The organism is Acinetobacter lwoffii (assembly GCF_019343495.1).
GTDB lineage: Bacteria > Pseudomonadota > Gammaproteobacteria > Pseudomonadales > Moraxellaceae > Acinetobacter > Acinetobacter lwoffii_P.
This window is the reverse complement of the sequence record NZ_CP072549.1, coordinates 2,577,292-2,603,566: the sequence shown is the minus strand read 5'-3', so window position 1 is coordinate 2,603,566 and position 26,275 is coordinate 2,577,292. Positions and strand designations below refer to the sequence as shown.

At 45.2% G+C, this 26,275-nt stretch carries 27 protein-coding genes; 14 read left to right on the top strand and 13 right to left on the bottom strand.

Going from position 1 to position 26,275, the window contains the following annotated elements:
- Position 1: 1 nt before the first annotated feature.
- Together J7649_RS12230 and truA are read left to right on the top strand one after the other, a co-directional pair.
- A complete protein-coding gene (locus J7649_RS12230; protein ID WP_129717908.1) occupies positions 2 to 970 on the top strand; it encodes an asparaginase domain-containing protein in 969 nt (322 codons plus the stop codon).
- Positions 971 to 985: 15 nt separating this feature from the next.
- Positions 986 to 1,783: a tRNA pseudouridine(38-40) synthase TruA gene (truA, locus tag J7649_RS12225; protein WP_219308295.1), complete on the top strand. Its 798-nt coding sequence runs from the start codon at positions 986 to 988 to the stop codon at positions 1,781 to 1,783.
- A 92-nt stretch (positions 1,784 to 1,875) separates the two neighbouring features.
- Here the strand turns inward: truA and J7649_RS12220 are convergent, their stop codons facing one another.
- On the bottom strand, positions 1,876 to 2,883 hold the full coding sequence (locus J7649_RS12220; RefSeq protein ID WP_044111842.1) for an AraC family transcriptional regulator: 1,008 nt from the start codon (positions 2,881 to 2,883) through the stop codon (positions 1,876 to 1,878).
- Positions 2,884 to 3,114: 231 nt separating this feature from the next.
- On the opposite strand from J7649_RS12220, the gene infA reads away from it, so the two are divergent.
- The 3 genes from infA (at position 3,115) to J7649_RS12205 (ending at position 4,394) form a co-directional block, all read left to right on the top strand.
- The gene (gene infA, locus J7649_RS12215) at positions 3,115 to 3,336 is read left to right on the top strand and encodes a translation initiation factor IF-1 (protein WP_001284370.1); all 222 of its coding nucleotides are present in this window, start codon (positions 3,115 to 3,117) and stop codon (positions 3,334 to 3,336) included.
- Positions 3,337 to 3,470: 134 nt separating this feature from the next.
- Positions 3,471 to 3,851, top strand: a complete 381-nt coding sequence (locus J7649_RS12210) for a hypothetical protein (protein ID WP_004278491.1) — start codon at positions 3,471 to 3,473, stop codon at positions 3,849 to 3,851.
- Between the two features lie 144 nt (positions 3,852 to 3,995).
- Entirely contained in the window at positions 3,996 to 4,394 is a 399-nt protein-coding gene (locus J7649_RS12205; RefSeq protein WP_004278492.1) for a hypothetical protein, read from the top strand.
- Positions 4,395 to 4,467: 73 nt separating this feature from the next.
- Here J7649_RS12205 and leuB read toward each other — a convergent pair whose 3' ends face one another.
- From leuB to leuC, 4 genes are all read right to left on the bottom strand, one after another.
- Positions 4,468 to 5,547 carry a 3-isopropylmalate dehydrogenase gene (gene leuB, locus J7649_RS12200; RefSeq protein ID WP_004278493.1) on the bottom strand — a complete coding sequence of 360 codons (1,080 nt, stop codon included), beginning with the start codon at positions 5,545 to 5,547 and terminating at the stop codon, positions 4,468 to 4,470.
- 42 nt (positions 5,548 to 5,589) lie between these two features.
- A complete protein-coding gene (locus tag J7649_RS12195) occupies positions 5,590 to 6,153 on the bottom strand; it encodes a hypothetical protein (protein WP_174894677.1) in 564 nt (187 codons plus the stop codon).
- An 87-nt stretch (positions 6,154 to 6,240) separates the two neighbouring features.
- Complete coding sequence (gene leuD, locus J7649_RS12190; protein WP_004647382.1) at positions 6,241 to 6,891, bottom strand: 3-isopropylmalate dehydratase small subunit; 651 nt, start codon at positions 6,889 to 6,891, stop codon at positions 6,241 to 6,243.
- Between the two features lie 21 nt (positions 6,892 to 6,912).
- Positions 6,913 to 8,346, bottom strand: coding sequence for a 3-isopropylmalate dehydratase large subunit (gene leuC / locus J7649_RS12185; RefSeq protein ID WP_100534650.1), 1,434 nt, complete (start codon positions 8,344 to 8,346; stop codon positions 6,913 to 6,915).
- A 262-nt stretch (positions 8,347 to 8,608) separates the two neighbouring features.
- Between leuC and J7649_RS12180 the strand changes: the two genes are divergently transcribed.
- The 3 genes from J7649_RS12180 (at position 8,609) to ovoA (ending at position 12,235) form a co-directional block, all read left to right on the top strand.
- Complete coding sequence (locus tag J7649_RS12180) at positions 8,609 to 8,845, top strand: DUF2061 domain-containing protein (RefSeq protein ID WP_005107971.1); 237 nt, start codon at positions 8,609 to 8,611, stop codon at positions 8,843 to 8,845.
- A gap of 190 nt (positions 8,846 to 9,035) precedes the next feature.
- Positions 9,036 to 9,911: a LysR family transcriptional regulator gene (locus J7649_RS12175; protein ID WP_004278498.1), complete on the top strand. Its 876-nt coding sequence runs from the start codon at positions 9,036 to 9,038 to the stop codon at positions 9,909 to 9,911.
- A gap of 149 nt (positions 9,912 to 10,060) precedes the next feature.
- Positions 10,061 to 12,235 carry a 5-histidylcysteine sulfoxide synthase gene (gene ovoA, locus J7649_RS12170; protein ID WP_219308293.1) on the top strand — a complete coding sequence of 725 codons (2,175 nt, stop codon included), beginning with the start codon at positions 10,061 to 10,063 and terminating at the stop codon, positions 12,233 to 12,235.
- A 50-nt stretch (positions 12,236 to 12,285) separates the two neighbouring features.
- Here the strand turns inward: ovoA and J7649_RS12165 are convergent, their stop codons facing one another.
- Both J7649_RS12165 and J7649_RS12160 read right to left on the bottom strand, forming a co-directional pair.
- Positions 12,286 to 12,534: a DUF2789 family protein gene (locus tag J7649_RS12165; RefSeq protein ID WP_004278500.1), complete on the bottom strand. Its 249-nt coding sequence runs from the start codon at positions 12,532 to 12,534 to the stop codon at positions 12,286 to 12,288.
- 160 nt (positions 12,535 to 12,694) lie between these two features.
- Positions 12,695 to 13,345, bottom strand: a complete 651-nt coding sequence (locus J7649_RS12160) for an HAD family hydrolase (RefSeq protein ID WP_005107974.1) — start codon at positions 13,343 to 13,345, stop codon at positions 12,695 to 12,697.
- A 182-nt stretch (positions 13,346 to 13,527) separates the two neighbouring features.
- On the opposite strand from J7649_RS12160, the gene J7649_RS12155 reads away from it, so the two are divergent.
- The 3 genes from J7649_RS12155 (at position 13,528) to J7649_RS12145 (ending at position 16,940) form a co-directional block, all read left to right on the top strand.
- Positions 13,528 to 14,010, top strand: coding sequence for an RNA pyrophosphohydrolase (locus J7649_RS12155; protein ID WP_004278502.1), 483 nt, complete (start codon positions 13,528 to 13,530; stop codon positions 14,008 to 14,010).
- An 89-nt stretch (positions 14,011 to 14,099) separates the two neighbouring features.
- Positions 14,100 to 16,397: a phosphoenolpyruvate--protein phosphotransferase gene (gene ptsP, locus J7649_RS12150; RefSeq protein WP_219308290.1), complete on the top strand. Its 2,298-nt coding sequence runs from the start codon at positions 14,100 to 14,102 to the stop codon at positions 16,395 to 16,397.
- Between the two features lie 42 nt (positions 16,398 to 16,439).
- Complete coding sequence (locus J7649_RS12145; protein ID WP_219310116.1) at positions 16,440 to 16,940, top strand: hypothetical protein; 501 nt, start codon at positions 16,440 to 16,442, stop codon at positions 16,938 to 16,940.
- Here the strand turns inward: J7649_RS12145 and J7649_RS12140 are convergent.
- Entirely contained in the window at positions 16,937 to 17,116 is a 180-nt protein-coding gene (locus J7649_RS12140; RefSeq protein ID WP_004278505.1) for a DUF7230 family protein, read from the bottom strand. The two genes, J7649_RS12145 and J7649_RS12140, sit on opposite strands and share 4 nt — an antisense overlap.
- A 619-nt stretch (positions 17,117 to 17,735) precedes the next feature.
- Here J7649_RS12140 and J7649_RS12135 point away from each other — a divergent pair.
- The 3 genes from J7649_RS12135 to J7649_RS12125 all read left to right on the top strand — a co-directional run bounded on the left by J7649_RS12135 (position 17,736) and on the right by J7649_RS12125 (position 20,195).
- The gene (locus J7649_RS12135; RefSeq protein ID WP_219308288.1) at positions 17,736 to 19,256 is read left to right on the top strand and encodes a catalase; all 1,521 of its coding nucleotides are present in this window, start codon (positions 17,736 to 17,738) and stop codon (positions 19,254 to 19,256) included.
- A gap of 95 nt (positions 19,257 to 19,351) precedes the next feature.
- Entirely contained in the window at positions 19,352 to 19,795 is a 444-nt protein-coding gene (locus J7649_RS12130) for a thiol-disulfide oxidoreductase DCC family protein (protein ID WP_219308286.1), read from the top strand.
- Positions 19,785 to 20,195, top strand: coding sequence for a DoxX-like family protein (locus J7649_RS12125; protein WP_219308284.1), 411 nt, complete (start codon positions 19,785 to 19,787; stop codon positions 20,193 to 20,195). The genes J7649_RS12130 and J7649_RS12125 overlap by 11 nt, the downstream gene beginning before the upstream one ends.
- Here J7649_RS12125 and J7649_RS12120 read toward each other — a convergent pair.
- The 5 genes from J7649_RS12120 to J7649_RS12100 form a co-directional block, all read right to left on the bottom strand.
- Positions 20,185 to 21,240, bottom strand: a complete 1,056-nt coding sequence (locus J7649_RS12120) for an MBL fold metallo-hydrolase (protein ID WP_219308282.1) — start codon at positions 21,238 to 21,240, stop codon at positions 20,185 to 20,187. The genes J7649_RS12125 and J7649_RS12120 overlap by 11 nt on opposite strands.
- 406 nt (positions 21,241 to 21,646) lie before the next feature.
- A complete protein-coding gene (locus J7649_RS12115) occupies positions 21,647 to 22,582 on the bottom strand; it encodes a cation diffusion facilitator family transporter (protein WP_219308280.1) in 936 nt (311 codons plus the stop codon).
- Positions 22,583 to 22,763: 181 nt separating this feature from the next.
- Positions 22,764 to 23,663, bottom strand: coding sequence for a DMT family transporter (locus J7649_RS12110; RefSeq protein WP_219308278.1), 900 nt, complete (start codon positions 23,661 to 23,663; stop codon positions 22,764 to 22,766).
- 359 nt (positions 23,664 to 24,022) lie between these two features.
- A complete protein-coding gene (hcaD, locus tag J7649_RS12105) occupies positions 24,023 to 25,249 on the bottom strand; it encodes a 3-phenylpropionate/cinnamic acid dioxygenase ferredoxin--NAD(+) reductase subunit (RefSeq protein ID WP_219308276.1) in 1,227 nt (408 codons plus the stop codon).
- Between the two features lie 4 nt (positions 25,250 to 25,253).
- The gene (locus J7649_RS12100) at positions 25,254 to 26,219 is read right to left on the bottom strand and encodes a 3-carboxyethylcatechol 2,3-dioxygenase (RefSeq protein ID WP_219308274.1); all 966 of its coding nucleotides are present in this window, start codon (positions 26,217 to 26,219) and stop codon (positions 25,254 to 25,256) included.
- Positions 26,220 to 26,275 lie beyond the last annotated feature (56 nt).

Genomic DNA, 26,275 nt, shown 5'->3' with positions numbered 1-26,275 from the left:
TATGATAAAAAATATTGCATTAATTTATATGGGTGGCACATTCGGCTGCGTGGGAGATCCTCTTGCACCGATGCCTGCTGATTTATTTATTCCAAAGCTCGAACAGATACTTGCAGAGCAGTATTTCGTCGAATGCCATCATGCACCCGCCATTAAGGACAGTAGTGCCTGTACAGCAACCGACTGGTTGCAACTGGTACAGTTTATTCAGCAATTGCAATCGCGGCAGATCCAGCATTTTGTGATTATTCACGGTACAGATACGCTGAGTTATGCCAGTGCAGTACTGGCACATTTTATTGGAAACTCGGCGCATGTGGTACTGACCGGTAGCCAATATCCGCTGCTGAATGCTCAAGGCAATGAACAGCGTGAATTTAGTGATGCCCTAGATAACCTGAAATTTGCACTAGATTCCGTCAGCGAATGTAGCGCTGGGGTCTATCTGGCATTCCATCATCAGCTGCTACATGCGCAAACTGCACTGAAACAGCATACTACTGAGTTAAATGCCTTTTCCGGTCTTGAGGCCAATATTGCAATCCAAACCAGTCAAGCGTGTTATCAGATCAAAGCTGAAGATATTACGAAAGCGACTGAATTCAACTGCATGAGCATCATGATGCAGCCAGTTGATCTGACCCAGCAGCTGAATAACCTGAACAACCTATTGGCTCGACCACCACATTTTTTATTTCTGCAAGGTTTTGGCACTGGCAACCTCGCGGTCAATGACGCCATGATTGCACTCATTGATCAATTCTATGAGCAGGGCTGTATTTCCGTCTTGACCACCCAAGTGCCTTTTGGTGCGACGGATCAGCGCTATGCTATTGCCGAATGGGTCAATCATTGCAAAATTTTGCTGAATGAAAGTTATGGACATGCGGATCTGTATGCAAAAGCCCTAAAAATGTATTTACAATACGACACTGTAGAGCAATGGCATCGTCATTGGTACGATCAATAAGGTTTTGAGGTCATTATGCAACGTTTTGCGGTGGGAATTGAGTTTTGTGGGATGCATTATCGGGGATGGCAGACTCAACAGCCGGGAGTTGCAAGCGTACAGGAAACCATTGAGAAGGTTCTGAGCAAAGTTGCCGATCAACCGATCCTCTTGCATGGTGCCGGCCGCACGGATGCCGGGGTACATGCGACCAACATGGTGGCACATTTTGATACTGATGCCCTGCGTTCTGAACGTGGCTGGCTGATGGGCTGCAATAGCCAACTCCCTAAAGACATCTCGATCCAGTGGATCAAAGAAATGGATCACAGCTTCCATGCCCGTTTTAAGGCACAGGCGCGCCGCTATCGCTATGTGGTCTACAACCACCCTGTACGCCCGGCATTGCTGCATAAACAGGTCACCCATGTCTATGCACCGCTTGATGTTGAACAGATGATATACGCCGCGAAAAAGTTTGAAGGCACGCATAACTTTGAAAGCTTCCGCGCCGCAGCCTGTCAGTCCAATCAGCCCGTTCGTCATGTCAGCCATTGCCGCCTGATTCAGCATGGTCAGTATCTGGTACTGGATATTCAGGCCGATGGCTTTCTGCACCATATGGTGCGCAATATCATGGGATGTTTATTGGAAATTGGTCAGGGCATGTATGCTGCCGATCATATTGATAATATTTTCGCGGCAGAAGACCGTAAAGCTGCTGGTGTGACTGCGCCAGCAGATGGTTTGTATTTTATTCATGCTGATTATCCGGCGCAGTTTGAATTACCTGAATTACCCTTAGGGCCACATTGGCTGAATATGCCGGAATAGTTTTTAAATTTTTTAGAATATTTACCTCCCCTAACCCCTCCTAAAAGGAGGGGAATTCCTCCCTTTTTTTAAAGGGAGGTTAGGAGGGATTTTTAACGCTGCTTCCGTTTCCGATATTCTACCGGCGTTTCATTAGCCCAGCGTTTAAAGGCACGATAGAAGGTACTTGGCTCGGAAAAACCGGTCAGATAGACAATCCGCTCGACGCTCTCATTAGTACTCGCCAGCAAACGCTTGGCCAGACGACAGCGATAATCCGAGAGAATCTGCTGAAAGCTGGTATGTGCCTCACTCAGTTGTGTTCTCAAACGGCGTGGCGTGATGTTCAGCTGGGCTGCCACAGTTTCTAGCGTGGTTTCGCCACTCTCCAAAGTAGAGCCGATTGCACGACGTACTTCACCGACCAGATCATATCTTGCCAGTTCCTGTAGCTTTTCAATGGCCAGTTGCTCATGCAGCTGCAACAGCTCAGGTTCAGCCTGCCACAGCGGATATTCCAGGATAGTCGGATCGAAATACAAACGAGTTTCTTTCTGACCTAGACTGACCGGACACTCATAAACCCGGAAGTATTCATCATCAAGTGCCCCTTTGGAAAAATTAAAATCGATATAAATCGGCTCAAAACGCCCTTCAGTAATAAATTTAAAGAAACGCAGGACACCTGACATGGCGCATTCAGTAAAATGACGATTGACCAGACTCTCAGCAAAAGGCTGTTCACCATTGGTTAAATAGCAGCGGTCATCTTCAATCACCAATTTGGCAGCAAAGGCATCACTGATCAGTCGCTGATAAGCCAAAGCACGTTTCAGTCCCTCACCAAAATTTTCAGATGAAACAAACAAGTGTTCAATCACTTGACCACGATAAAGAGGCAAGTGTTCACCCAGATGCAATCCAATATCCGGATCCTTGCTGACTTCCTCTGCCGCCACCCAAAAGGCATACTGGGCACTCAGCGGAGTACGGTCATTGGCCTCTACCTGATTTAAAGCCACTCCTGCTTTGGTCAAAAGTTCTTCTGTTGGCAACCCCGCACGACGAATCGCCTGATAGCCTAAACGCAATACGACTGATGCATCCGTTAGCTGACTCACTCAAAAGCCTTCCTTGTATGTACTTCATTTATACTTAAAAAGATTAATTTTAGATTAACTGTGATTGACCAAACTGACAACAGAAACAGGTGTCTTTTTAGTTAAAAAAATTATCGTGACAGTTCGCCTATTTTACTGGCAGATGATCAGTCTAACGCCCGTTTCGTCTTGTATTTTGCAAAAAAATTGACTATAATTTGCGCCTTTCCAATTTATTCATTCAGGTAGGCTATGGCCAATAAAGAGGAACTCATCGAGTTCGAAGGCGTTGTCACCGAGACGCTTCCTAATACTATGTTCCGTGTACGTTTAGAGAACGGTCACGAAGTGATTGCCCACATCTCTGGTAAAATGCGTAAACACTATATCCGTATTTTAACTGGCGACAGTGTGAAGGTTGAAATGACACCTTATGATTTGACTAAAGGTCGTATCACATATCGTGCACGCTAAGTTTTAGCGCAAGCAAAAGCCACTTTTAGTGGCTTTTTTATCACTTGAATTATTTATCAATCAATAAAATAATTTGACACAGCCTTATAAATTCACGACTATTCATTGAATTAAAAATAACATGTATAAAAACAATGAATATGAAATGCTTATCCCTACTTTCCAGCTTGTTTCTCGTTGCATGCGCTACCGGCGGCAATCAGCATCTGCATCAGTCTCTACAACCTTATGTAGGTCAAACTGCCGCACAGGTTCGTAGCCAGCTTGATCTTCGTGCCATTGGATTCAAGACCTCCCAGCAACCGATTCAAACCACAGAATTTCTCAGCTACACTATTTTTCGGGATATGAATATTCCAATGGGAACGCCGAATATTAGTCAGAGCATTCCGATCGGCGCACCAATGCCGATGCCCTCAAATGGTGGTTATAACATTGAGATGAAATGCCAAATCTGGTTTGACTTGAAAGATGAAATTGTTCAGGCGATTCGCTTTACCGGTAGAGCTTGCTGAGCTGTACTCATCGAGTTCAAAGCCTGTATCGGATTAAATCAGGGATCAACCTCACCACGCTAAACTTCTACCGTGTATCAAATCACAACAGTATTTTTGCATGGAATGCGCTTACACTCATTTTATTTGGTGTGAGGACAGCTCATGAAGTTCACACTGATTTTAGTATGCTGTACAGCATTCAGTTTGCTTAATGCATGCAGCACCACCTCATCAACAACTGCGCAGCGTGATGCCTATTTACAACAGTTCATTGGGCAGAGCAGCCAACTGATCGATCAAACTCTGGATCTAAAACGTTTAGGTTACCAGCAGATCAGTGAGCCTGAACGCAGCGCAAAACAATTAAGCTATGTGGTACAACGCCCCATTACCATTCCTTTGCCTGTAGCGCAGTTTCCTGCCACAGGGACAGGCACTGTACCGATTCCAGTGTCAGTAAGCCCTGCCGGCGGCTATGACGTCAAATTGCAATGTAAAATCACCTTCTTACTCAAAGATAATATTGCCACCGCGGTACGCACCACAGGCCGAACCTGTTAAGGGGTTTAAGCTTTGAAATTTCTATTATAAAAAAACGCAGCTCAAGGCTGCGTTTTTTTGAATCAAAACAGGCTTAGTTCAATGCAGCAACGACTGCTTGACCCATTTCAACCGTACCGACTTTTTGCATGCCTTCAGACATGATATCTGCCGTACGCAAGCCTTGATCCAAGACCTGACCTACTGCATCTTCAATCGCTTTAGCAGCCGCTTCTTCACGGAAGGTATAACGCAACATCATCGCCACCGAAAGAATCGTCGCTAATGGATTTGCCAGGTTTTGACCGGCGATATCTGGTGCAGAACCATGACAAGGCTCATACATGCCCTTGCCATTTTCATCCAGAGATGCCGATGGCAACATGCCGATTGAACCGGTCAACATCGCAGCTTCATCAGACAGGATATCACCGAACAGATTCGAGGTGACAATCACGTCAAACTGCTTTGGCGCACGCACCAGCTGCATCGCAGCATTGTCGACATACATGTGCGATAAATTAATTTCAGGATATTCGGCATCTTTCAGCGCAGTCACTGTCTGTTTCCACAGCTCAGTTACTTCAAGCACGTTAGCTTTATCCACTGAACACACTTTACCACCGCGCAAGTTGGCCATTTCAAAAGCGACTTTGGCGATACGCTTGATTTCAGACTCTGAATAAACGTCGGTGTTGTAGCCTTGCTTCTCACCATTTTCCAGTTCACGGATACCACGTGGCTGACCGAAGTAAATACCACCCGTTAATTCACGCACAATCAGAATATCCAGACCCGCCACGATTTCAGGTTTTAAGCTTGAAGCATCAGCCAGTTGCGGATAAAGAATCGCTGGGCGCAAGTTAGCAAACAGGTTCAGTTCGCTACGCAATTTCAATAAACCACGTTCTGGACGGATTGAACGCTCAATCGTATCCCATTTTGGACCACCCACGGCACCGAGTAGAATCGCATCGGCTTTTTTGGCCTGTTCAGAAGTCACTTCAGGATACGGTGAACCATGAGCATCAATGGCTGCACCACCGAGTAAGCCCTGTTCCCATGTCAAATCAAGATTAAATTTTTCATTTACGCGTGTGAGTACTTGCTCTGCGGCTTTTACAATTTCAGGGCCGATGCCGTCACCAGCTAAAATCAAAATTTGTTTAGACATGAGATTTTCCGTTTAAAACGTCAGATTCAGACCTGACAGAGGTTAAATTTTCTTTTCTACAAACTCTGCAATCCCGGTGACTGCATTATAGGGTTTGCAAAAACGACGAATGGTTTTTTGCTCTTGTACCAGATCTACGCAAAGCGGATCCGGCGCCGAAGAATTTAATAAACTGCTGCTACGCGCACTACGGTCACGAAACATTTTTAAGCTATAGCGGTTATTGGCCTGAAAACGATGGAATATATGTAAAGTTTCCGCTTTATCCTTACTGATCGGATAAAAACGCACGACCAGTTCATGCTGTCCTGCCGGCACAGATAAATAAATCGAATTGGCCTGATTTAAATTTTTGGCCTGCAAGCGCACCAGTTTCTGCTTCAGCGCCTCATCACTGATGCGGCCATTGTCGGCGTTGACAATAATGGTCTGATTGAAGCGTTCGAACTGACAATCTGGCGTCCCTGTACAGTAGATCAGGGCATTGCTTTTGCTCTCAGTATTTTCTTTGGCATGTTTGAGTTTCATCGTGTCGATGCTTTGACATGCAGTCAACAGCACCGATACTGAACTTAAAGCAAGCCACTGTTTCCAATAATTCGCCATAATGTCTGTCTTACCCAATCAAAAAACTCAATAATCTTCCGATATTAGCAAGGGCATCGCAGTGATGCCATGACAATTTTTACTGATTTATCCATGAATTTCGGCAAATACCCAAGGACGCGATTGTTTGGTTTTTTCTTCATAGGCACGAATATCATCCGCCACCTGCAAAGTTAAGCCAATATCATCCAGACCATTTAACAGGCAATGCTTGCGAAATGGATCAACTTCAAACTTAAAGCTTTCACCTGCAGGGGTGCGAACTTCTTGTGCCTGCAAGTCAATGGTTAATTGATAACCTTCATCTGCCGCACATTCCTTAAATAACTGCTCAACAATATCTTCAGCCAAAATCACGGGCAACATACCGTTTTTAAAACAGTTATTAAAGAAAATATCGGCAAAGCTTGGCGCAATAACAGTACGGAAACCGTATTCACTCAAAGCCCACGGCGCATGTTCACGGCTAGAACCACATCCAAAGTTGGCACGTGAAATTAAAATAGACGCACCCTGATAACGTGGCTGGTTCAAGACAAAGTCCGGATTGATCGGACGAACTGAATTGTCCTGCCCTGGATAACCTTCATCTAAATAACGTAATTCATCAAATAAATTGTCACCAAAACCGGTACGTTTGATCGATTTCAAAAACTGTTTTGGAATAATTAAATCTGTATCGACATTGGCACGGTCTAAAGGTGCAACGATACCTTGTTCAACGGTATAAGCTTTCATGTCTGTGCTCCTACGTACCAATTAAAATGAACGAACATCAACAAAGTGACCTGCAATCGCAGCAGCGGCTGCCATGGCTGGACTCACCAGATGAGTACGACCGCCATTGCCCTGACGACCTTCAAAGTTACGGTTCGAAGTCGAGGCACAATGCTCGCCTGGTTGTAACTTGTCAGCATTCATCGCCAGACACATTGAACAGCCAGGTTCACGCCACTCGAAGCCCGCCTCGACAAATACCTTGTCCAGACCTTCCGCTTCTGCCTGAGCTTTGACCAGACCAGAACCCGGAACCACCATCGCCTGTTTGATTGAAGATGCGACTTTACGACCTTTGATTACTTCAGCTGCAGCGCGGATATCTTCAATACGCGAATTGGTACATGAACCGATAAATACACGATCTAACTGGATGTCTGCTAATGCCTGACCTGCATTTAAGCCCATATATTGATAAGCACGGTTCCAGTCATTGCGTTGTACATCATCTTTGGCTTGTTCTAAAGTCGGTACTGCTTGAGAGACCGGAATCACCATCTCAGGGGAAGTACCCCAAGACACTTGTGGCTCGATTTCTTCACCTTGCAATACAACAACCGTGTCAAAGTATGCGTCATCATCTGAATGTAAAGTATTCCAGTAAGCAACAGCCTGATCCCACTGATCTGCAGTCGGCGCATACGGACGGCCTTTAACATACTCAATGGTTTTTTCATCGACAGCCACCATGCCGACACGGGCACCGGCTTCGATCGCCATATTACACACAGTCATACGACCTTCGATAGACATGTCACGGAAGACCTGACCGCCAAATTCAATCGCGTGACCAGTACCGCCTGCGGTACCGATCTTGCCAATAATCGCCAAGACCACATCTTTTGGTGTTACACCCTGACCTAATTTGCCATCAACACGCACCAGCATGTTTTTCATCTTCTTTTGAACCAGGCATTGGGTCGCCAATACATGTTCAACTTCGGATGTCCCGATCCCATGCGCCAAGCAGCCAAAAGCACCATGGGTTGCTGTATGCGAATCACCACATACCACGGTCATGCCCGGTAAGGTCAAGCCCTGCTCCGGCCCAACTACATGCGCGATGCCCTGACGGATATCGTTAATATCAAATTCAACAATATTAAAGGTCTTGCAGTTATCATCCAAGGTTTGCACCTGAATGCGCGAGGTTTCATCTTCAATTCCGGCTACGCCCTGCTCACGCTCTTTTTTCGAGGTCGGTACGTTATGATCCGGTGTAGCAATGTTAGCGCTTAAACGCCATGGCTTGCGCCCGGCCAATTGCAAACCTTCAAAGGCCTGTGGAGAAGTCACTTCATGTAATAAGTGACGGTCGATGTACAGTAAGGCAGAACCATCATCACGTTGCGTTACTAAATGGTCGTCCCACAATTTATCATATAATGTTTTTGCTGTTTGGGTTGCGCCTGCCATGTCGATGTACTCCACTGGACTGGGTAAATTCTTTCTCTGATTTTGATTATATCGCTGCAATCACATAAATCTAATTTATCATTTTTATCAGTTAAAAAACTTTTTGGAATCTTTTAAAAGCTGAATCAAATCATGCTTTAGCTATATTGTCATAAATCTAATTTTCCGATTAAGTTATAAAAAATATTCGCTTTTACAAATCAAATGAGAATTATTATTATTTCTTCATCGACAGAGATGATTATTTTTGAGGAACTTCGACATGGCACATATTCAGCGCTTTGTAGACAACAACCAGCGCATGTTCAAAAAGACCTTCAGCTACTACATTATGCACATTACTGTGGCGATGATTGTGGGTTACTTGGTAACCGGCAGTTTGACCATGGCCATTGCCTTAAGTTTATTAGAGCCAACGGTACAGGCAGTGGCTTTCTTCTTCCATGAAAAAATCTGGGAGCGTAATAACCAACAGCAGAATGAGGACATTACCGTCTAAACTCTTCAGTCGAGGTTCCTGATGAAAGACTGCCTTTATAGGTGGTCTTTTTTAGTTTTTAAAATGCCAAGGCTTTGAAAATGTATAGTAATTCAGCACTGCAACATAGATGAGCTAATTTTACTTTGATTTATTCTTAAAATATAACAATAATAGATTTACACATAAAAATTCTTTATAGGTGATTAAGATGAATCTCGCAGCCTTTGAAGCCTTCGTGAAAGTCATGGAAACCGGTTCGATTTCTCTGGCCGCAGATCAGCTCTTCATTACCCAGCCTGCTGTCACCAAACGTATTCACAGTCTGGAAGAATATTTTGGGGTCAAGCTGTTTGAATCTGCCGGACGTGGTGTACAGGCCACCCACGCGGCGCACTCTCTGTTGCCTAAAGTGAAAAACTGGCTGAATGAACTCGGGGATATTCATTATACCTTGAGCCATGAACAAGGTCAGGTACAGGGCAAACTGAAAATTGGTACCAGTCATCATATTGGCCTGCATCATCTGCCGAGTCATTTGCGCCGTTATGTTCAGGAATATCCTGACGTGACTCTGGATGTGCATTTTGTCGATTCCGAGCAGGCGCATGAACAAGTGATTGCCGGCGATCTGGAACTGGCATTTTTAACCTTGCCGCCACGGGGTGATGCGCGTCTGAATTATGTGACTATCTGGAATGATCCTCTAGTCTTTGTGGTGGCACCGTTTCATCCGCTGGCGCAGCAAAAAAATCTGTGTCTGGAAGATTTGCTCGACTATCCAAGCCTGTTGCCCTCATCACAGACCTATACCTCGCAAATTACTTTGGCCGAATTTGAAAAACAGGGTATTAAACCGAAAGTCAGTATGAGCAATAATCCGCTGGAATCAATCCGGATGCTGGTATCGATTGGCTTAGGCTGGTCGGTACTGCCAAAAACTTTGGTCAATCATGACCTTCACCAACTAGATATTAATCTGGAAATGAACCGTCGCTTGGGCATGGTCTGGCATCCGGGTCGTACGCAGTCCAAAGCGGCACAGGCTTTGGTTCAGCTCATGCAAGGCGCCTCGCTGTCTATTTAAGCTGTTCCTGAACATGCTGCATCCAAAACGGTGCAGCATTTTGTTACCTAAATACACCCCATCTGGCGATATCTTTCGAGTATTTTTAAGACAATTCCATTCTTTTGCAGTGCAGAGGAATGCTTAAACTATTCGATGGAGCCTGACGGATGCAGCTCGATTCTCCCCTAAAATCCCACCCTCAAGACAAAACCAATACAAGCAGCCTATGGCTTTCGGCCAAACCGATGCTGCTGCCCACGCCGGCACTTGATTTTGCCAATGAACAGACTGCCCGGCACGGCCTGCGCGAATATTTCCTGAATACCTTTGACACCTATGAGCAACTGTTTGAATGCCTCAAGCATGAAGATGCTTTTTTCATCAAACCAATTACTTTACGTCATCCGCTAATTTTTTATTTTGCGCATACCGCCACTTTTTTTGTCAATAAACTACTGCTCAGCAAGCTAATTAGCGAACGCTTAAATCCGCATTTTGAAAGTATCTTTGCAATCGGTGTGGACGAGATGAGCTGGGATGACCTGGACGAAGTACATTATGACTGGCCCAGTGTGCAGGAAGTCCGTGATTATCGGCATCAGGTACGCGCCCTGATCCTGAACATCCTTGAACATGCTCCGCTAACTCTACCCTTAAACTGGCAAAACCCTTGGTGGACCATCATCATGGGCATCGAACATGAACGGATCCATCTGGAAACTTCTTCTGTGCTGATCCGCCAGCATGCTTTGGAACATATACGCCAGCATCCGCAATGGCGTGCCAATATTATTACCGGCATGGCCCCGGATAATATTTTGCTGGATGTGCCGGAAGGCAAAGTGCATTTACAGAAAGATTTTAACCATCCATTTTATGGCTGGGACAATGAATACGGCCGGCATCAAGCCGAGGTTGCAGCTTTTGCAGCCTCCAAATATCTGGTATCGAATCAGGAATTTCTGGCCTTTGTCGAAGCTGATGGCTATCAGACCGAACACTACTGGAGTGAAGAAGGTCTAGGCTGGCTGCAATTTTCACAAGCTGCTCATCCCTGTTTCTGGCGCAAAACTGAATTGGGTTGGTCACTGCGACTGATGCTGGAAGAAGTGCCGATGCCTTGGGATTGGCCGGTAGAAGTGAATTATCATGAAGCCAAGGCCTTTTGTCAGTGGAAATCGCAACAGCTTGGAAAAACCATTCGCTTGCCGACTGAAGATGAATGGTATCGCCTGTATGCCGTTTCAGACCTGGATCCAGATTTACAAAGTCCTGAACAGGCCAATATCGAGTTGAAATACGGCACCAGCTCCTGTCCGGTGGATCATTTCAAGCAGAGTGATTTTTACGATATTCAAGGCAATGTCTGGCAGTGGACTGAAACCCCGATCTATCCATTTCAGGGTTTTCAGGTGCATCCATTTTATGATGATTTCAGTACACCGACCTTTGACGGTCGCCATAACCTGATGAAAGGTGGCTCCTGGATTTCGGCGGGCAATGAAGCTTTATATAGTTCCCGCTACGCCTTCAGACGGCATTTCTTTCAGCACGCTGGTTTTCGCTACGTCGCTTCTGATCAAGCATTGCAACATTTCCCTTCGCATTATGAAAGCGACCAGCTGGTCTCCCAATATCTGGAATTCCAGTATGGTATCGAATATTTTGGTATCGCTAATTTTGCCAAAACACTGGTCGATCTGGCACAACCCTATTTTCAGCAAACGCCGTGCCATCGTGCCTTAGATATTGGCTGTGCTACCGGCCGCGCCAGCTTTGAACTGGCACGCTCTTTTGATCAGGTAACCGGTTTGGACTTTTCGGCACGCTTTATCCAGCAAGCAGTTTATTTGGCTCAAGGCCATAGGGTACGTTATCAGCTGCCACTAGAAGGTGAATTAAGCGAAGAAAAAAGCTGTTCACTTGAAGATGTCGCTTTGGATCAGCTTGCATCTAAAACGGAATTTTTTCAGGCCGATGCCTGCAACCTGAAAGCACATTTTAGCGGCTATGATTTTATTCTGGCAGCGAATCTGATTGACCGGCTGCATCATCCGAAAGACTTTTTATTGCAGATTCATAAACGTATCAATATAGGTGGAATTTTAATGCTGAGTTCGCCCTATACCTGGCTGGAAGAACATACGGCACGTAGTGAGTGGCTAGGCGGTTTTCAGGAGGATGGGGAAAACATCACGACCTTGGCTGGTATAAGCAATATCTTAACCCAGCACTTTGAATTGGTGGCCGAACCCCAAGATGTGCCTTTTGTGATTCGAGAAACGGCCAGAAAGTATCAACACACGCTGTCACAAGTCACGATCTGGAAACGTGTTCGCTAAAGGTAAGGTGATGGCCTAAAAAAAGCCAATCATACGATTGGCTTTATATCTTATCCTTCACTGGTTGAATTTTCATGCAAGGATTCATTGAGTTGATCCACCACAATCGCCCATTCGCCATCAGACGCTATTTTCTCGCTTAAAAATTGACGTTGTGCCTCTGACCAATACGGCGCATCCAGTAAAGTCAGATCTTTATGTAATTGATGCTCGTGAATAAATGTTTCAATACCTTCTGCACTGGCATCCAGGCCAAGCTGTTGGAACAGATGTGTCATACGCGGTCGAACGTGAGTCATATCTCATACCTCAGAATTTACTATTGTTATCATGTCCTGTTTTTCGAGCATAGCATGTCTGATTCAGCCGGACTGTGAAAAAACATTAATATTCAAACGAGGCAAATAAAAAGCACAACCGGAGTTGTGCTTAATAATCACATTAATGAGTTCGGAGTGATTAGATCGACCAGTCCTGTATTTCCCAACCCTGTTCTTGAGCTAGAGTTTCCAAGCGATCATCCGGATTCACTGCAATCGCATGATCCGCATATTCCAGCAAGAAACGGTCATTAATCGAATCTGAATAGGCCCAAGACTCGGTTACATCGCGACCTTCCAGCCATTGTTCCAGGCGCACCAGCTTCCCTTGCTGATAGCATGCGGTATTGATGACTTTACCAGTATATTTCCCATCAATGACTTCAGCATTGGTGGCAATAATTTCAGTAATTCCGAATTCACGAAAAATGGGTGCGGTAATAAAGTCTGAAGTTGCGGTAATCCCCACTAAGGCATGCCCTGCTTCACGGTGGCGCTCAATGGCTTTAAAACCTTCAGGACGCATTTGTGGACGAATGACTTTTTGCATGAACAGTTGATGTAATTCAGTCAAATAATCATTGTCATGTTTGGTCAGAAACTGGAACACAAATTCATTATAGGCATAAGGATCCAGCTGACCTTTTTTATAATCGTCATAGAACTTGTCATTCATGGCGCGATGCTGAACTGGATCGACCAGGCCCTCACTGACCAAAAACTCTCCCCAAGAATGATCCGAATCCGTGTTTAACAAGGTGTGATCGAGATCAAATAGCGCCAATTTCATGAAAATACTCGTTAAAACTGAAATTTAAGAAAAAAATTGTAAATCTATCTCCGCTAGTCGATAGAAATTCGTTAAGATCATAGCAATTTTAACATTTTTAAACTTTGCTTTTTTCGAGTTGGATAACGAAATAATGCTCCCCGATGGCAAAGGCATAAATTAAACAATTTTTAGGTAGCCAAATGATCGACTCTGAAGGTTTCCGACCGAATGTCGGGATCATTTTGGCAAACGATGCTGGACAGGTTTTATGGGCAAAACGCATTGGTCATAATGCATGGCAATTTCCACAAGGCGGGATCCAATATGGAGAAACCCCTGAGCAGGCACTCTATCGTGAGCTGAGAGAAGAAGTTGGCTTATTGCCCGAACACGTCCAGATAGTCGCGCAAACCAAAGGCTGGTTGCGCTATCGTTTGCCGCATCGATACATTCGTACGGACTCTGATCCTGTTTGTATCGGTCAAAAACAAAAGTGGTTTTTACTCAAACTCACGGCCCCCGTTCAGCATATTCAGTTGAATCTGTCTGATCCGCCCGAATTTGATCAATGGCAATGGGTCAGTTATTGGTACCCACTCGGTCAAGTCGTGAATTTCAAACGTGATGTTTACCGCAAAGCCTTGGTGGAGTTGTGTCAGCAACTGCCCCAGCAAAAACCTTAAAAAATCGCATAAATAATGCAGATTTTTTACGCGGCTATTGTTATAAATAAACTTCATTACTGAAATTCTGAATAGACGGAGCAGACCTTATGTCGAATATGCAACTGGACACCTTGAGACGTATTGTTCAGGAGATCAATGCGTCCACCAGTTTGCATGAATCACTCGACATTATGGTCAAGCATGTGGCCGAGGCCATGCAGGTTGATGTCTGCTCGATCTACCTCCTCGATGAACGCAATCAGCGTTATCTGCTCATGGCGTCTAAAGGCCTGAATGCAGAATCTGTCGGCCATGTGTCTTTGCAGACCGGCGAAGGTCTGGTGGGCCTGGTTGGACAGCGTGAGGAAATTGTCAATCTGGACAATGCCCCTAAACACGAGCGCTTCCTGTTTTTACCTGAAACCGGTGAGGAAATTTATAACTCCTTCCTCGGTGTGCCAGTGATGTATCGCCGTAAGGTGATGGGTGTGCTGGTGGTTCAGAACAAAGAATCACAGGACTTTTCTGAAGCTGCTGAATCCTTTCTGGTGACACTCTGTGCGCAGCTTTCTGGCGTCATCGCCCATGCCCATGCCGTCGGCAATATCGATGTATTCCGTAAGCCAAGCAACCTGCCCGCCTATAAAACCTTTCAGGGAGTTTCTGGCTCCGGTGGTATTGCCTTAGGTCGTGCAGTGATTCTCTATCCGCCAGCAGATCTTGCCGCAGTCCCTGACCGTGAAGCGGATGACATTAGCGAAGAACTGGAGCTATTAGATAACGCCCTGAATTCAGTCCGCGAAGAAATTCAGTCGCTAGATGACAAAATGCAGGATGCGTTGATGGCCGAGGAACGCGCACTGTTTAGCGTGTTTTTGCGTATGCTGGATGAAAATGCCCTGCCTTCAGAAATCAAGGCCTTTATTCGTGAAGGTCACTGGGCACAAGGCGCCGTGCGAATTGTCATTGACAATCATGTGGCACAATTTTCCCAGATGGAAGATGATTATTTACGTGAGCGAGTGGCGGACTTAAAAGATCTGGGTCGCCGCATTCTGGCACGTTTACAGGAAGCCGATGCCAGTCACCGTGAATTGACCGATGAAAGTATTCTGATTGGTGAGGAAATATCGACGGCTGCACTGGTTGAACTGCCCGTGGATAAAATTGCCGCGATTGTCACTACCGAAGGCGCCATGAACTCGCATATGGTGATCGTGGCGCGTGCCCTTGGCATTCCCACCGTAGTCGGTGTAACCGAACTGCCAATCAATACCCTCGATGATGTGGAGATGATTGTCGATGCGCATCAGGGTCGGGTCTTTATTAATCCGCCACGTCGCCTGCGCAGTCGCTATAAAGAAATTCAAAAAGAAGAAGAACAGATTGCCAAAGATTTGCGTCAGTACGAAACCAAAGATGCAATTACTCCGGACGGCGTGGCGGTCAAACTCTACGTCAATACCGGCCTGATGATTGATGTGGTGCGTGGCGTGCAGCGCGGTGCCAAAGGTGTTGGCTTATACCGTTCTGAAATTCCGTTTATGTTGCGTGACCGCTTCCCGGGCGAGGAAGAACAACGTGCGATTTATCGTCAGCAACTTAGTCATTTTGCCAACAAACCGGTAGTGATGCGAACGCTGGACATTGGTGCAGACAAAGACCTGCCGTATTTCTCGATTGAAGAAGAAAATTCGGCTCTCGGCTGGCGTGGCATTCGTTTTACCCTCGATCATCCGGAAATTTTTTCTTCACAGATTCGCGCCATGCTCAAAGCCAGTATCGGACTGAATAACCTGCATATTCTGCTGCCGATGGTGACCAATGTCAGCGAGGTTGAAGAAGCGCTTTACCTACTGGAACGTGACCATGCGGCGATTCAGGAAGAAGAACAAGTCAAGGTGAACAAGCCGAAACTCGGCATCATGGTGGAAGTGCCAAGTGTGCTACATCAGATTGATGAGTTTTCCGAATTGGTGGATTTCTTCTCGGTCGGCTCCAACGATCTGACCCAATATCTGTTGGCCGTGGACCGCAATAATCCGCGGGTAGCGAATGTCTATTCACATTTACACCCTGCAGTACTGCGTGCCCTGACCCGTCTGGTACAGGACTGTCATCGCAATGAAAAACCGGTCAGTATCTGCGGTGAAATGGCAGGCGATCCGCTGTCTGCAGTTTTGCTCATGGCCATGGGCTTTAATACCCTGTCGATGAGTTCCAGTAATATTTTGCGGGTACGTAAAACCATTTGTCATGTTCCGATGAGTGATGCACAAGAATTGCTGGCACATGTGTTAAAAATGGACAATCCGCTCATGGTAAAAAGCTGGTTAGAATATTATTTCAGAACCCATGGTTTAGGGGATATGGTGAAATCTGCATCACGTATGGTGAGTGCCTAATACGGGACTTTTTCCAGTCCCTCGACAGTGGTAGAGGTGGTTATGGAATTTCTGGTCATCCTGTTCATGATTGTTGCGGTGTTCTATGTGGTCATTCTTGCACCGGCCTTGGCTGCCCGCAAAGAAGCTCATAATTCCGGTTCATCTTATATACGCCCTGCCAGCAATCGAGCAATGAGCTATGCCGATCGGCCTAAAATGACTCCATTATTGGGCATTGAAATTTCGGCATCGCAACGGCGGCGTTTAGGCAGAGATGACCCCTCCGTCATTGCTGCCAGACTCTATCACCAACAAAAAGGTCAATTTGCCAGTTTTCAGCAGGCCAGACCACAGCCTCATTCCCCTCACCACAAAGCACCAGTGCAAAGCAAACTCAATAAATTCTTTAATGACTTAATCGCGGATGAATCGACAACATCATCCCGGCATCCAAATCAATATTCGCAAACTCGTAACAACCGACCTGTCGCCCCGCTCTCTCCAGTTAAAACTAATCCTAAGCAGCCCCCACGTCGTCCCCAGCCACCTTACAGACCTTAAGCGGCCATTAAAAAAGGGCGATCTTCCATGGAATATCGCCCTTGTCTGTGCTTGTTGTAGCCACGTTTTGAATTTTTCTTTCGATCTACAAAAACCTGGCTTTTGTTGACTTCATGCATGTGTTTTGCCACAAAATTGTGGATTACTACCTGCTCGGCTGTTTTTTTCTTGGCCATCTTGCTCTCTATATAATTTGGAGGAAGGAGTGAGATAATTATAGGGCCGACTGACTAATTTTCAAGCATATTTGCCAATGCTTTTTCAAAAATAAAGCCCATTTAGCCAAGATTTTCTATATGCAAAAATGGGAGTTATAGCCAGAAAACACCCTTATTTCATTCATTATTTTTATGGGTTTCTTCAGCCCAACAAAACTCGATTAAAAAAATGTTTAAAATAAATCAGTTATAAAATTTATTTTAAACAATACTATTCACTTATTATTTTTATCCTTTGATAAAAACATATTATCGACTTAGATATTGTTATTTTCGTTTAATCCCATTCATTATTCGAGTTATTCAAAATATATAGAATTTGATATTGTCACAGAGTGGAAAACCCGTTACTTTTTAAGAGTAACCATTTAATTTTCAACATTTTAAACTTTATTAAATTTAAAAATATTTTTTGAGTGAGCTCACTCAATTATACCCTGAATTCCGTTTTGTGCTGTAACACCCTTTATTTAAAGATATTGTAAATATAGCGAAACCTGATCTGATTAGCATATATCTCAATATTTTATGAATACTAGGTAAACGACATAAGATATTCAAAACTTGGAGAGGAAAGATGAGCCAAGATTTTAAAAAATGCCCTGTCACCCACCTGACCACTGAAGCTGGTGCCCCTGTGGTCGACAACCAGAACAGTATGACGGCAGGTGCGCGTGGACCTTTGCTTGCTCAGGATTTATGGCTGAATGAAAAACTGGCCAACTTTGTCCGTGAAGTGATTCCAGAGCGTCGTATGCATGCCAAAGGTTCAGGTGCTTTCGGTACCTTTACCGTGACCAATGATATTACCCAATATAGCCGCGCTAAAATTTTCTCTGAAGTCGGCAAAAAAACCGAAATGTTTGCCCGTTTCTCAACAGTGGCGGGTGAACGTGGTGCGGCCGATGCGGAACGCGATATTCGCGGTTTTGCCTTAAAATTCTATACTGAAGAAGGCAACTGGGATCTGGTCGGCAATAACACCCCGGTGTTTTTCCTGCGGGATGCGCGCAAGTTCCCTGACCTGAATAAAGCAGTCAAACGCGACCCGAAAACCAACAAGCGCAGCGCCACCAATAACTGGGATTTCTGGACACTGTTGCCTGAAGCTTTGCATCAAGTGACCATTGTCATGTCCGACCGCGGGATCCCGACTGGTTACCGTCATATGCATGGTTTTGGCAGCCATACCTTCAGCTTTATCAATGCCAAGAATGAACGCTTCTGGGTAAAATTCCATATGCGTACCCAGCAAGGTATTCAAAACCTGACCGATGCTGAAGCTGCAGACTTGATTGCTAAAGACCGTGAAAGCAGCCAGACCGACCTGTTTGATGCCATCGAACGTGGTGACTATCCAAAATGGAAAATGTACGTTCAGGTCATGCCAGAACTGGAAGCCGAAACAGTGCCTTATCATCCATTTGACCTGACCAAAGTCTGGCCGAAAGGCGATTATCCACTGATTGAAGTCGGTGAATTCGAGCTGAACCGCAATCCGGAAAACTATTTCCAGGATGTAGAACAAGCAGCCTTTGCACCAAGTAATCTTGTACCGGGCATCAGCTACTCACCGGACCGTATGTTACAGGCACGTTTAGTGAACTATGCCGATGCAGCGCGTTACCGTGTTGGCGTGAATCATTCACAGGTTCCGGTCAATGCTGCACGCTGTCCTGTACATTCGAACCGCCGTGATGGTCAGGGCCGTATGGATGGCAACTATGGTTCATTGCCACATTACGAGCCGAACAGTTTTAGCCAGTGGCAGGAACAACCGGAATTCAGAGAACCGCCACTGAAAATCACCGGTGATGCCGATTTCTGGGACTTCCGCGAAGATGACAATGACTACTTCAGTCAGCCCCGTGCCCTGTTCAACCTGATGAATGATCAGCAGAAACAGGCACTGTTTAATAACACGGCCGGAGCAATGGGTGATGCGCTAGATTTCATCAAATACCGTCACATCCGCAACTGTTATGCTTGCGATCCAGCTTATGGGCAAGGCGTTGCTAAGGCCCTAGGTATGACTGTAGCAGATGCCCAAGCAGCACGTGAAACCGATCCAGCCAAAGGTTTGCCTAGCTTTCTCTAAGCCAGTTTAGACATGTACAAAAACCACCTTCGGGTGGTTTTTTATTGCGGCATCAAGCAGTATAGAAGCAAGCTGGCACAAAAAGAACTACAACAATGCATCCGAATATTGAAGACATCATTCAACAATACGACATCGTTTTATTTGATGCTGTTTGCGTGATCTGTAATGGCTGGGCACGGTTTTTGATTCAATACGATAAAAAGATTCAGTTTAAACTGGTCTCCGCCCAATCGCCTTTAGGTACAGCACTGCTCGAACATTATCAGATGTCTACTGAACATTACACCACCATACTCGTCATTCAAGATGGCACACTCTATACGGAATCGACTGCCTTGCTGAAGGTGCTGCAGCATCTCGGTTTTCCCTTTAATTTAATGAGCGCAGGTTATTTGGTTCCACATTTTATCCGAGATTTTCTGTATCGTGTGGTCGCTTTAAATCGTTACAAGCTATTTGGTAAAACCAAGTATTGCCTGATTCCATTCAGCGAAAATAAACGCCATTTTCTGGAAGAAGCTGTTCGTGAATCCTAAACCTGTATTCCTACAACCACTGCGTACTATCCAGCTGACTTTGGTCATACTATGGCTCTATCAGGGACTCATTCCAAAAATTCTGTTCCAATCACCCGCTGAAATCACAATCTGGCAAAATATAGGTTTTGAGCTGGGACTGGCCAAAGTCTTGGTTGGACTTTCCGGAGGATGTGAAATGCTATTTGGCTTATGCTTTCTGAAATGGAACCGGTCCATACTCTTGCATAGGTTGAATATTATCGGACTTGCTGGATTACTACTGCTGATTGCATTCACAGCCCCGTTGCAACTTACTGCAGCATTCAATCCTGTGGTAATGAATACCGCCATGCTGATGCTTTCTGTAGTGGCCATTCAACTCATCCAAGAGGAACAACAGGAAGTACTTAAACAATAATCCGTTTGCCTTCCCGTATGCAGTAAAACGGATTAATCAATTTGGAAGAATGCTTGATGATCTCATGCAACTCATGTTCCGGTGCATCCCGGTCTTCATCTGTGAGCTGAAAAGTACGGTAATGAATCGCCAGTGAACATTTAGCCTGCAAGTCGTGATGGGCATGAAAGGCATCTTCCGGATTCATATGGATCGCACGCATCAGTTCACGTGGCTCATACGCTCCTATCGGAAGCAAGGCAATCCGCGGTGCACCCAGACGTTTACGGATTTCTTTAAAATGCGAGGCGTAGCCGCTATCTCCGGCAAAGAAACAATGTTCCTTACCATGTAATAAAGAAAAGCCTCCCCAAAGTGCACAGTTCTGATCGCGCATGCCACGTCCTGAGGCATGTTGAGCCGGCGTATAGACAATCCGGATCTCTTCAAAAAAAGCATTTTCCCACCAGTCCATTTCATGCACGGTATAATGTTCTGGCAAATACCAGGCATTACCCAGACCGGTATAAATCGGCATCTCAAAAGTGTTGTACAGCCATTCCAGACTGGCCAGATCCATATGATCATAATGGTTATGGCTGAGCAGTACGGCATCAATCTGAGGTAATTCATCCAAGGCAATGCCAGCCGGAATGACCCGCTGCGGCCCTGTAGAAGCCGATGGACTGGCATATTCAGCCCAAACCGGATCGGTCAGGAAGTTATAGGGGCCGATCTGAATTAATGTGGTTGCGTGACCAATAAACCAGACTTGCCAGTCATCCAGAGCTGCATCTGGACGCTGCTGTGGCAATGCGCGCGGACGAGAAAAAAACTCGGCACGCTCTTCATCAAGATTGACATTCCAGGTCTTGGATTTTCGGGTAATGAGCCATTTGTATAAATCAAAGCGACCGCGCGATAGAGAAGCATGCTCAAGATTACGAAACTGTTTTCCGTCGAAATGATCTGAATGCAGATACTCAAACACTGGCTTAGACCAGAGATGTTTCCAACTGGATTCCGTGATTAACTGGAATTTTTTAGTTTTGAGAAGATCTTGCATAAACATCCACTATTTATTATTCGCTATATGCAAGACAACAACCTCTTGAAATGGTCAAGCGGTGCATCTTTTAATGAGCATACAAACTAAAAACAGGCACACTACAACATAGTATGAAATCCGTCACAGAAAATCATGTATGTTTTTGTTATTTTTAGCAAAAAAATGGCATTTCATCGACCTTATGGCTGGCTGAAGCCTTGGATTATCTAGAAAAATATCGCTCGCGCCCTTCTGTCTAAAAATACAAAATGATACTCAATATTTATAAGCCCATGCTGACAAAAGCATGTCTGCCCATTGATGATTTTATGATGAAATTCGCCATACCTCAGTATCATCACATCAATTGTGCGAGAAAGACAAGCTGAAGTCAAAATACCAACCTCAAGCGATTTTTAGATCTTTATACACGACCTTGGGTTCGTTCCAGCCATACGGCCTTGGTTTGGGGTTTCACAAATAAAGCAATAATTTCCGGGTGCAGCTGTTTAATCTGCGCTTCGATCCGGTTGACACAGGCTTCAATTTCATCAGAAGTTAAATCATCTTTAAACTCCAGACTCAATGATGCAATGACTTGCTGAGCGCCCATCTGCTCAGTCAACACCCCATTGGCACTGAAAACTGCCGCATCCTGTTGAGCAATGTTCAATACATCTTCACGCAGTTTTGGATCTGCCGTTTCACCCAGTAACAAACCTTTGGTTTCACGTGCCAGAAACCAGGCAGATACTGCCAGCACGATACCAATTAAAATTGATGCAGCACCGTCCAATTCAGGAATATTCAGTTGATACGCCAGAAAGATACCGACCAGAGCAATCACCAAGCCGACCAGGGCGGCAGTATCTTCAAATAACACGGTAAAGGTCGTTGGATCTTTACTGTGTCGAAAGGCTTCAAAATATCCCAGATTTCCCTTTTGTTTACGAAAGGTTTTTAAAGCCACTGACCATGAAAATCCTTCAAAAAGAATCGCCAGACCCAGCACAATATAATTGATCAATGGATCCTGCATGACTTCAGGCTGAAGAATATGCTGTATCCCTTGATAGATGGATACAATCGCACCCAGGGCAAAAACCATCAGTGCCACAATAAAGGCCCAAAAATACAGTTCACGCCCATAACCAAAAGGATGTTTGGCATTTGCCGGTTTTTCTGATTTTTTCATGCCATACAGCAGTAAAATTTCATTCAAGGTATCCACTACCGAATGAATTGCTTCACTGAACATGGCAGAACTATTGGTTATATAGGACGCAACAAATTTAACCAGCGCGATCGCCAGATTACCAAACAGGGCTGCATAGACTACGATTTTATTGGATTCAGACATCCTGACACTGTCCTAAATAAGCTTGTGCAAGCTTGAATGATTTATGTATCAAAATCTTAATCATTTATTTTTGAAAGTTGTTTTACAAATTGTTGCTTAGTCATGATCTCTCACGTTGTTGAATCACTTTACTCTCTACTCAAATAATAAAAGGGCTTTCGCCCTTTTGATTTTTACAGTTTTAATGCTTGGAAAAATACTGCTCGCGCCACTCTTTCCAGAAATACATGATGATCCCGAACATCACCACAGCAATTCCCGCAAAAGCATGACTGCTGATAATTTCATGATTTAAGGTTGCTCCCAATACCAGAGCGATCACCGGTGTCATCACATTACTCAATGAGACGGTCGAAGCATTTAGACGGCGAATCAGCCAGAAATAACACAGCATTGCCACAATCGAAGACATGATCATGGTAAATACAAAGCCGATCATGGCCTGTGTGCTAGGCAACTGAGTCGGCATATGTTGCCAGATAAACGGCACTAAAATGACTGAACCAGCCGCGGAGACCAGCAATGACCCCGTTGCTTGCGACATCGGACTCAAGGGTGCACTAATCTGTTTAACCCAGAAGATTGAGCTGATATAAGACACCATACTGATCAGCATCAGTACCACACCCCAAGGATTAATCTTGCTGTCTGCCGAGTCGGCAAAAACAAAACATAAACCGGCGACGGCCACTGCCATGCCGAGCCATTGCAGCCAGATCAGTTTATGGGTTTTTAAAATCACATGACCGATTAAACCGGCGATCAGCGGTGAAAAACCAAAAATCAGTGCCATCAATCCTGAGGTCAGATAATTGGCCGCCAGATAAATAAACAGCTGCGCGCCGATTAAATTCAAACTGCCTGCCAGATAACTTTTTATTGAAGTACGGTCAAAAGGCAGCGGGTCGCGCATGATTTTCAACAGGAACAACGCAATAATCGAGGCACCAAAATAGCGAATGATCAGCACCCACATCGGGTGAATCTCGGCCACGCTCCAGACAATCGCCAGTGGCGTTGCCGCCCAGATCAGCACCAATAAAGCGTAAATACTTGCCGTGACCGGCAATGATGATTTCATATCATCCTCAAATCTGATTATTCTAAATAGTAAACCTGAAACCTGTTATTTAGATCTGTAGATACTATCGTGACTAGTGGTATAGATAAGACTAAAAATAGAGTCCACCCATCATCAACTACATGGGAGGGCGACATGGATGTCGCCAGATCGTTTGGGGTACAAGGATGTATCCTCAAACGATCAAAAGATTTTTGTTACTTTATGCCATGTATGGCTCATCTCTTAAAAGTAAAACTTACCTACACGAAAACATTTCTAAATCTCAAAGCCCATTGCGGTCATGACTATAAAGCTAAAACCATAAAAAAACAGACCTATGCAAAACATAGGTCTGTCCAGAAATATCTCAATACAACTTAAGCAATTTTGCGTAAGTCTTGCGCGATATCTAAATGTTTTTCAACATCAAACGCCGTATTTTTGCTGATCATTTTTTTCAAATGACGCATTTCTTTGGCTGCATTCACGGTAATCCCGCCAACGATCTGACCATCAGTCACACCGTACATCACGAATGAATTGTCTGCACCTTTGGCTGCATCCATTTCACCACGGATATGCCATTCAGCTGCGGCCATATCGCCGACAAACTGGAAGTTGATATTCAGCTGATCCGTCCAGAACCAGGCCGGATTGGCTTTCGGATGTTCCACACCCATCACGTGACGCGCGAAGATGCCTGCCTGAAGGTTGGCATTTTCCCAAGTTTCAACGCGGCGGTGATTGCCACAGTCACGTAACTGGGTCGCAACATCGCCCGCTGCATAAATATCAGCATTCGAGGTTTGGCATTGTTCATTCACTTTGATCGCAACATCAACATCCAGACCTACATCTAGCGCAAGCTGTGCATTTGGCACGATTCCGATTCCGTAAACTACAGCATCAGCACGCAGTTCTTCACCGCCTTCCAGCGTTACCACGACTTCTTCACCATCTAAACGGCAATCTGTAATCTTGGTTTCAAGACGCACATCGACCTGGTTTTGACGATGCTGCTCTAGCAGGAATTCGCTCAGGATTTGTGGTGAACAACGACCCATAACCATCGGACCCATTTCGATCACAGTCACCTGACAGTCTTTGTAACGTGCAGATGATGCCAACTCAAGACCAATCACGCCACCACCGATCAGGATGATACGGCGACCGGCTTGAAGTATAGGCACCAGTGCCTGTGAATCTTCCAAGTTACGCAGGGTATAAACATGTTTGCCCAAAGCATCGAAATTAGGCAAACGGCGCGCGGCACCACCTGTTGCAAGCAAGAGCTTGTCGTAAGCAACAACATCACCGTTCAGGAGTTCAACCGTTTTCGCTTCGGCATTAATTTTCGCTACGCCATTGCCGCGAATCGTTTCTACGCCTAAATCTGCCAGTTTCTGTTCCGACAGGATTTCGATCTTGGTGTCTTCAGGTTTTAGAATCACATCTTTAGACAACGGTGGACGCTCATAAGGAAGATGGCTTTCATCACCAATTAAAGTGATTTTGCCTTCATACTTGTTGCCACGAAGTTCTAAAATTGCGCTCGCACCTGCCTGGCCAGCACCCACGATCACGATGTTGTTTACGTTGCTCATTTTCTTAACCTTTTAACTCTGCAGATACGATACCGAAGCCGGCAATCCATTCGCTGATGTCTTCATAGCAATGCGTGGTCATTTCATACTCACCCATTTCGCTTAAGGCAGCGAAGGCAGCCATCCAAGAACGGACTTCCTGACCACCACGACCACCATCACGGCGGATTTCAGCTTCAGTCATCGCTTCTAATGTTGCAAAATCAGCATGCTTGAAGGTTTCTAGCAGGGCAATATCCCATTCAGCATTCAGAGGCACGGCAACTGACGTATCCCCTGCTGCCAGCTTTTGACCCACTGCAATAATTTTGGATTGACGTGCATGACGTGCTTCAGGCGTTGGATAACGGCCTGCAATCAGGAACTCTTCCACTTCTGGCGGTACTGCACCCATTTGCGGTGTAGGTGGATCATGTGACAGACCACCGGTACCTAAAACAAGCACACGCTCGTTTTCAAGGTTTAAAGACTTGATGTATTGACCCACAGCACGGCCCAAAGCGATGGTACGCTTGGTGGTTGGCATAGGTGCAGCAGCGCCATTAATAAAAATTGGAATCGTTGGATAACGGTCAAGTTTGCCTTCACACAGGAAATGTAAGGGCTGAGTCACGCCATGGTCAGCTTGCATACGATATGAGTACGCAACATCCACACCTTCATCCAACACACGACGCACTAGATTAAGGGCTGTTTCTTCAGGCACATTAATGTGGTCATTGTCTTTACCGTAATCCCAGTCCCCTGCTGCTTTGGCACGAATACCCACGCAGAAGCTTGGCATCAGGTCATAGAAGAAGCCATTAAAATGGTCTGGACCAAAAGTAATGATTAACGTTGGATTATAGTCTTCAACTTCTTTGGCAAGTTTGGCAAAAGCTTCACGAACGGCTTGTTCTTTATGCTTTTCTTGCGGTGAAGCAAATTCCATTAATGGGCTGTGCGACGCACAAATAAGTTTAACGGCCATGAGAGACTCCAGAACGGAAGGTAGCCCAGAACAGGCTACCGAGTAAGTCCATTACA

Excerpts from the sequence above, each read along its gene's own strand:
- truA (WP_219308295.1), top strand. The coding sequence starts at position 986 with ATGCAACGTTTTGCGGTGGGAATTGAGTTTTGTGGGATGCATTATCGG.
- J7649_RS12180 (WP_005107971.1), top strand. The coding sequence starts at position 8,609 with ATGGCACATATTCAGCGCTTTGTAGACAACAACCAGCGCATGTTCAAA.
- J7649_RS12100 (WP_219308274.1), bottom strand. The coding sequence starts at position 26,219 with ATGGCCGTTAAACTTATTTGTGCGTCGCACAGCCCATTAATGGAATTT.
- J7649_RS12115 (WP_219308280.1), bottom strand. The coding sequence starts at position 22,582 with ATGTCTGAATCCAATAAAATCGTAGTCTATGCAGCCCTGTTTGGTAAT.
- J7649_RS12155 (WP_004278502.1), top strand. The coding sequence starts at position 13,528 with ATGATCGACTCTGAAGGTTTCCGACCGAATGTCGGGATCATTTTGGCA.
- J7649_RS12230 (WP_129717908.1), top strand. The coding sequence starts at position 2 with ATGATAAAAAATATTGCATTAATTTATATGGGTGGCACATTCGGCTGC.
- J7649_RS12195 (WP_174894677.1), bottom strand. The coding sequence starts at position 6,153 with ATGGCGAATTATTGGAAACAGTGGCTTGCTTTAAGTTCAGTATCGGTG.
- J7649_RS12135 (WP_219308288.1), top strand. The coding sequence starts at position 17,736 with ATGAGCCAAGATTTTAAAAAATGCCCTGTCACCCACCTGACCACTGAA.
- J7649_RS12165 (WP_004278500.1), bottom strand. The coding sequence starts at position 12,534 with ATGACTCACGTTCGACCGCGTATGACACATCTGTTCCAACAGCTTGGC.
- J7649_RS12145 (WP_219310116.1), top strand. The coding sequence starts at position 16,440 with ATGGAATTTCTGGTCATCCTGTTCATGATTGTTGCGGTGTTCTATGTG.
- ptsP (WP_219308290.1), top strand. The coding sequence starts at position 14,100 with ATGTCGAATATGCAACTGGACACCTTGAGACGTATTGTTCAGGAGATC.
- J7649_RS12120 (WP_219308282.1), bottom strand. The coding sequence starts at position 21,240 with ATGCAAGATCTTCTCAAAACTAAAAAATTCCAGTTAATCACGGAATCC.
- J7649_RS12130 (WP_219308286.1), top strand. The coding sequence starts at position 19,352 with ATGCATCCGAATATTGAAGACATCATTCAACAATACGACATCGTTTTA.
- infA (WP_001284370.1), top strand. The coding sequence starts at position 3,115 with ATGGCCAATAAAGAGGAACTCATCGAGTTCGAAGGCGTTGTCACCGAG.
- leuB (WP_004278493.1), bottom strand. The coding sequence starts at position 5,547 with ATGTCTAAACAAATTTTGATTTTAGCTGGTGACGGCATCGGCCCTGAA.
- J7649_RS12110 (WP_219308278.1), bottom strand. The coding sequence starts at position 23,663 with ATGAAATCATCATTGCCGGTCACGGCAAGTATTTACGCTTTATTGGTG.
- J7649_RS12210 (WP_004278491.1), top strand. The coding sequence starts at position 3,471 with ATGAATATGAAATGCTTATCCCTACTTTCCAGCTTGTTTCTCGTTGCA.
- J7649_RS12140 (WP_004278505.1), bottom strand. The coding sequence starts at position 17,116 with ATGGCCAAGAAAAAAACAGCCGAGCAGGTAGTAATCCACAATTTTGTG.
- ovoA (WP_219308293.1), top strand. The coding sequence starts at position 10,061 with ATGCAGCTCGATTCTCCCCTAAAATCCCACCCTCAAGACAAAACCAAT.
- hcaD (WP_219308276.1), bottom strand. The coding sequence starts at position 25,249 with ATGAGCAACGTAAACAACATCGTGATCGTGGGTGCTGGCCAGGCAGGT.
- J7649_RS12205 (WP_004278492.1), top strand. The coding sequence starts at position 3,996 with ATGAAGTTCACACTGATTTTAGTATGCTGTACAGCATTCAGTTTGCTT.
- leuD (WP_004647382.1), bottom strand. The coding sequence starts at position 6,891 with ATGAAAGCTTATACCGTTGAACAAGGTATCGTTGCACCTTTAGACCGT.
- J7649_RS12175 (WP_004278498.1), top strand. The coding sequence starts at position 9,036 with ATGAATCTCGCAGCCTTTGAAGCCTTCGTGAAAGTCATGGAAACCGGT.
- J7649_RS12160 (WP_005107974.1), bottom strand. The coding sequence starts at position 13,345 with ATGAAATTGGCGCTATTTGATCTCGATCACACCTTGTTAAACACGGAT.
- leuC (WP_100534650.1), bottom strand. The coding sequence starts at position 8,346 with ATGGCAGGCGCAACCCAAACAGCAAAAACATTATATGATAAATTGTGG.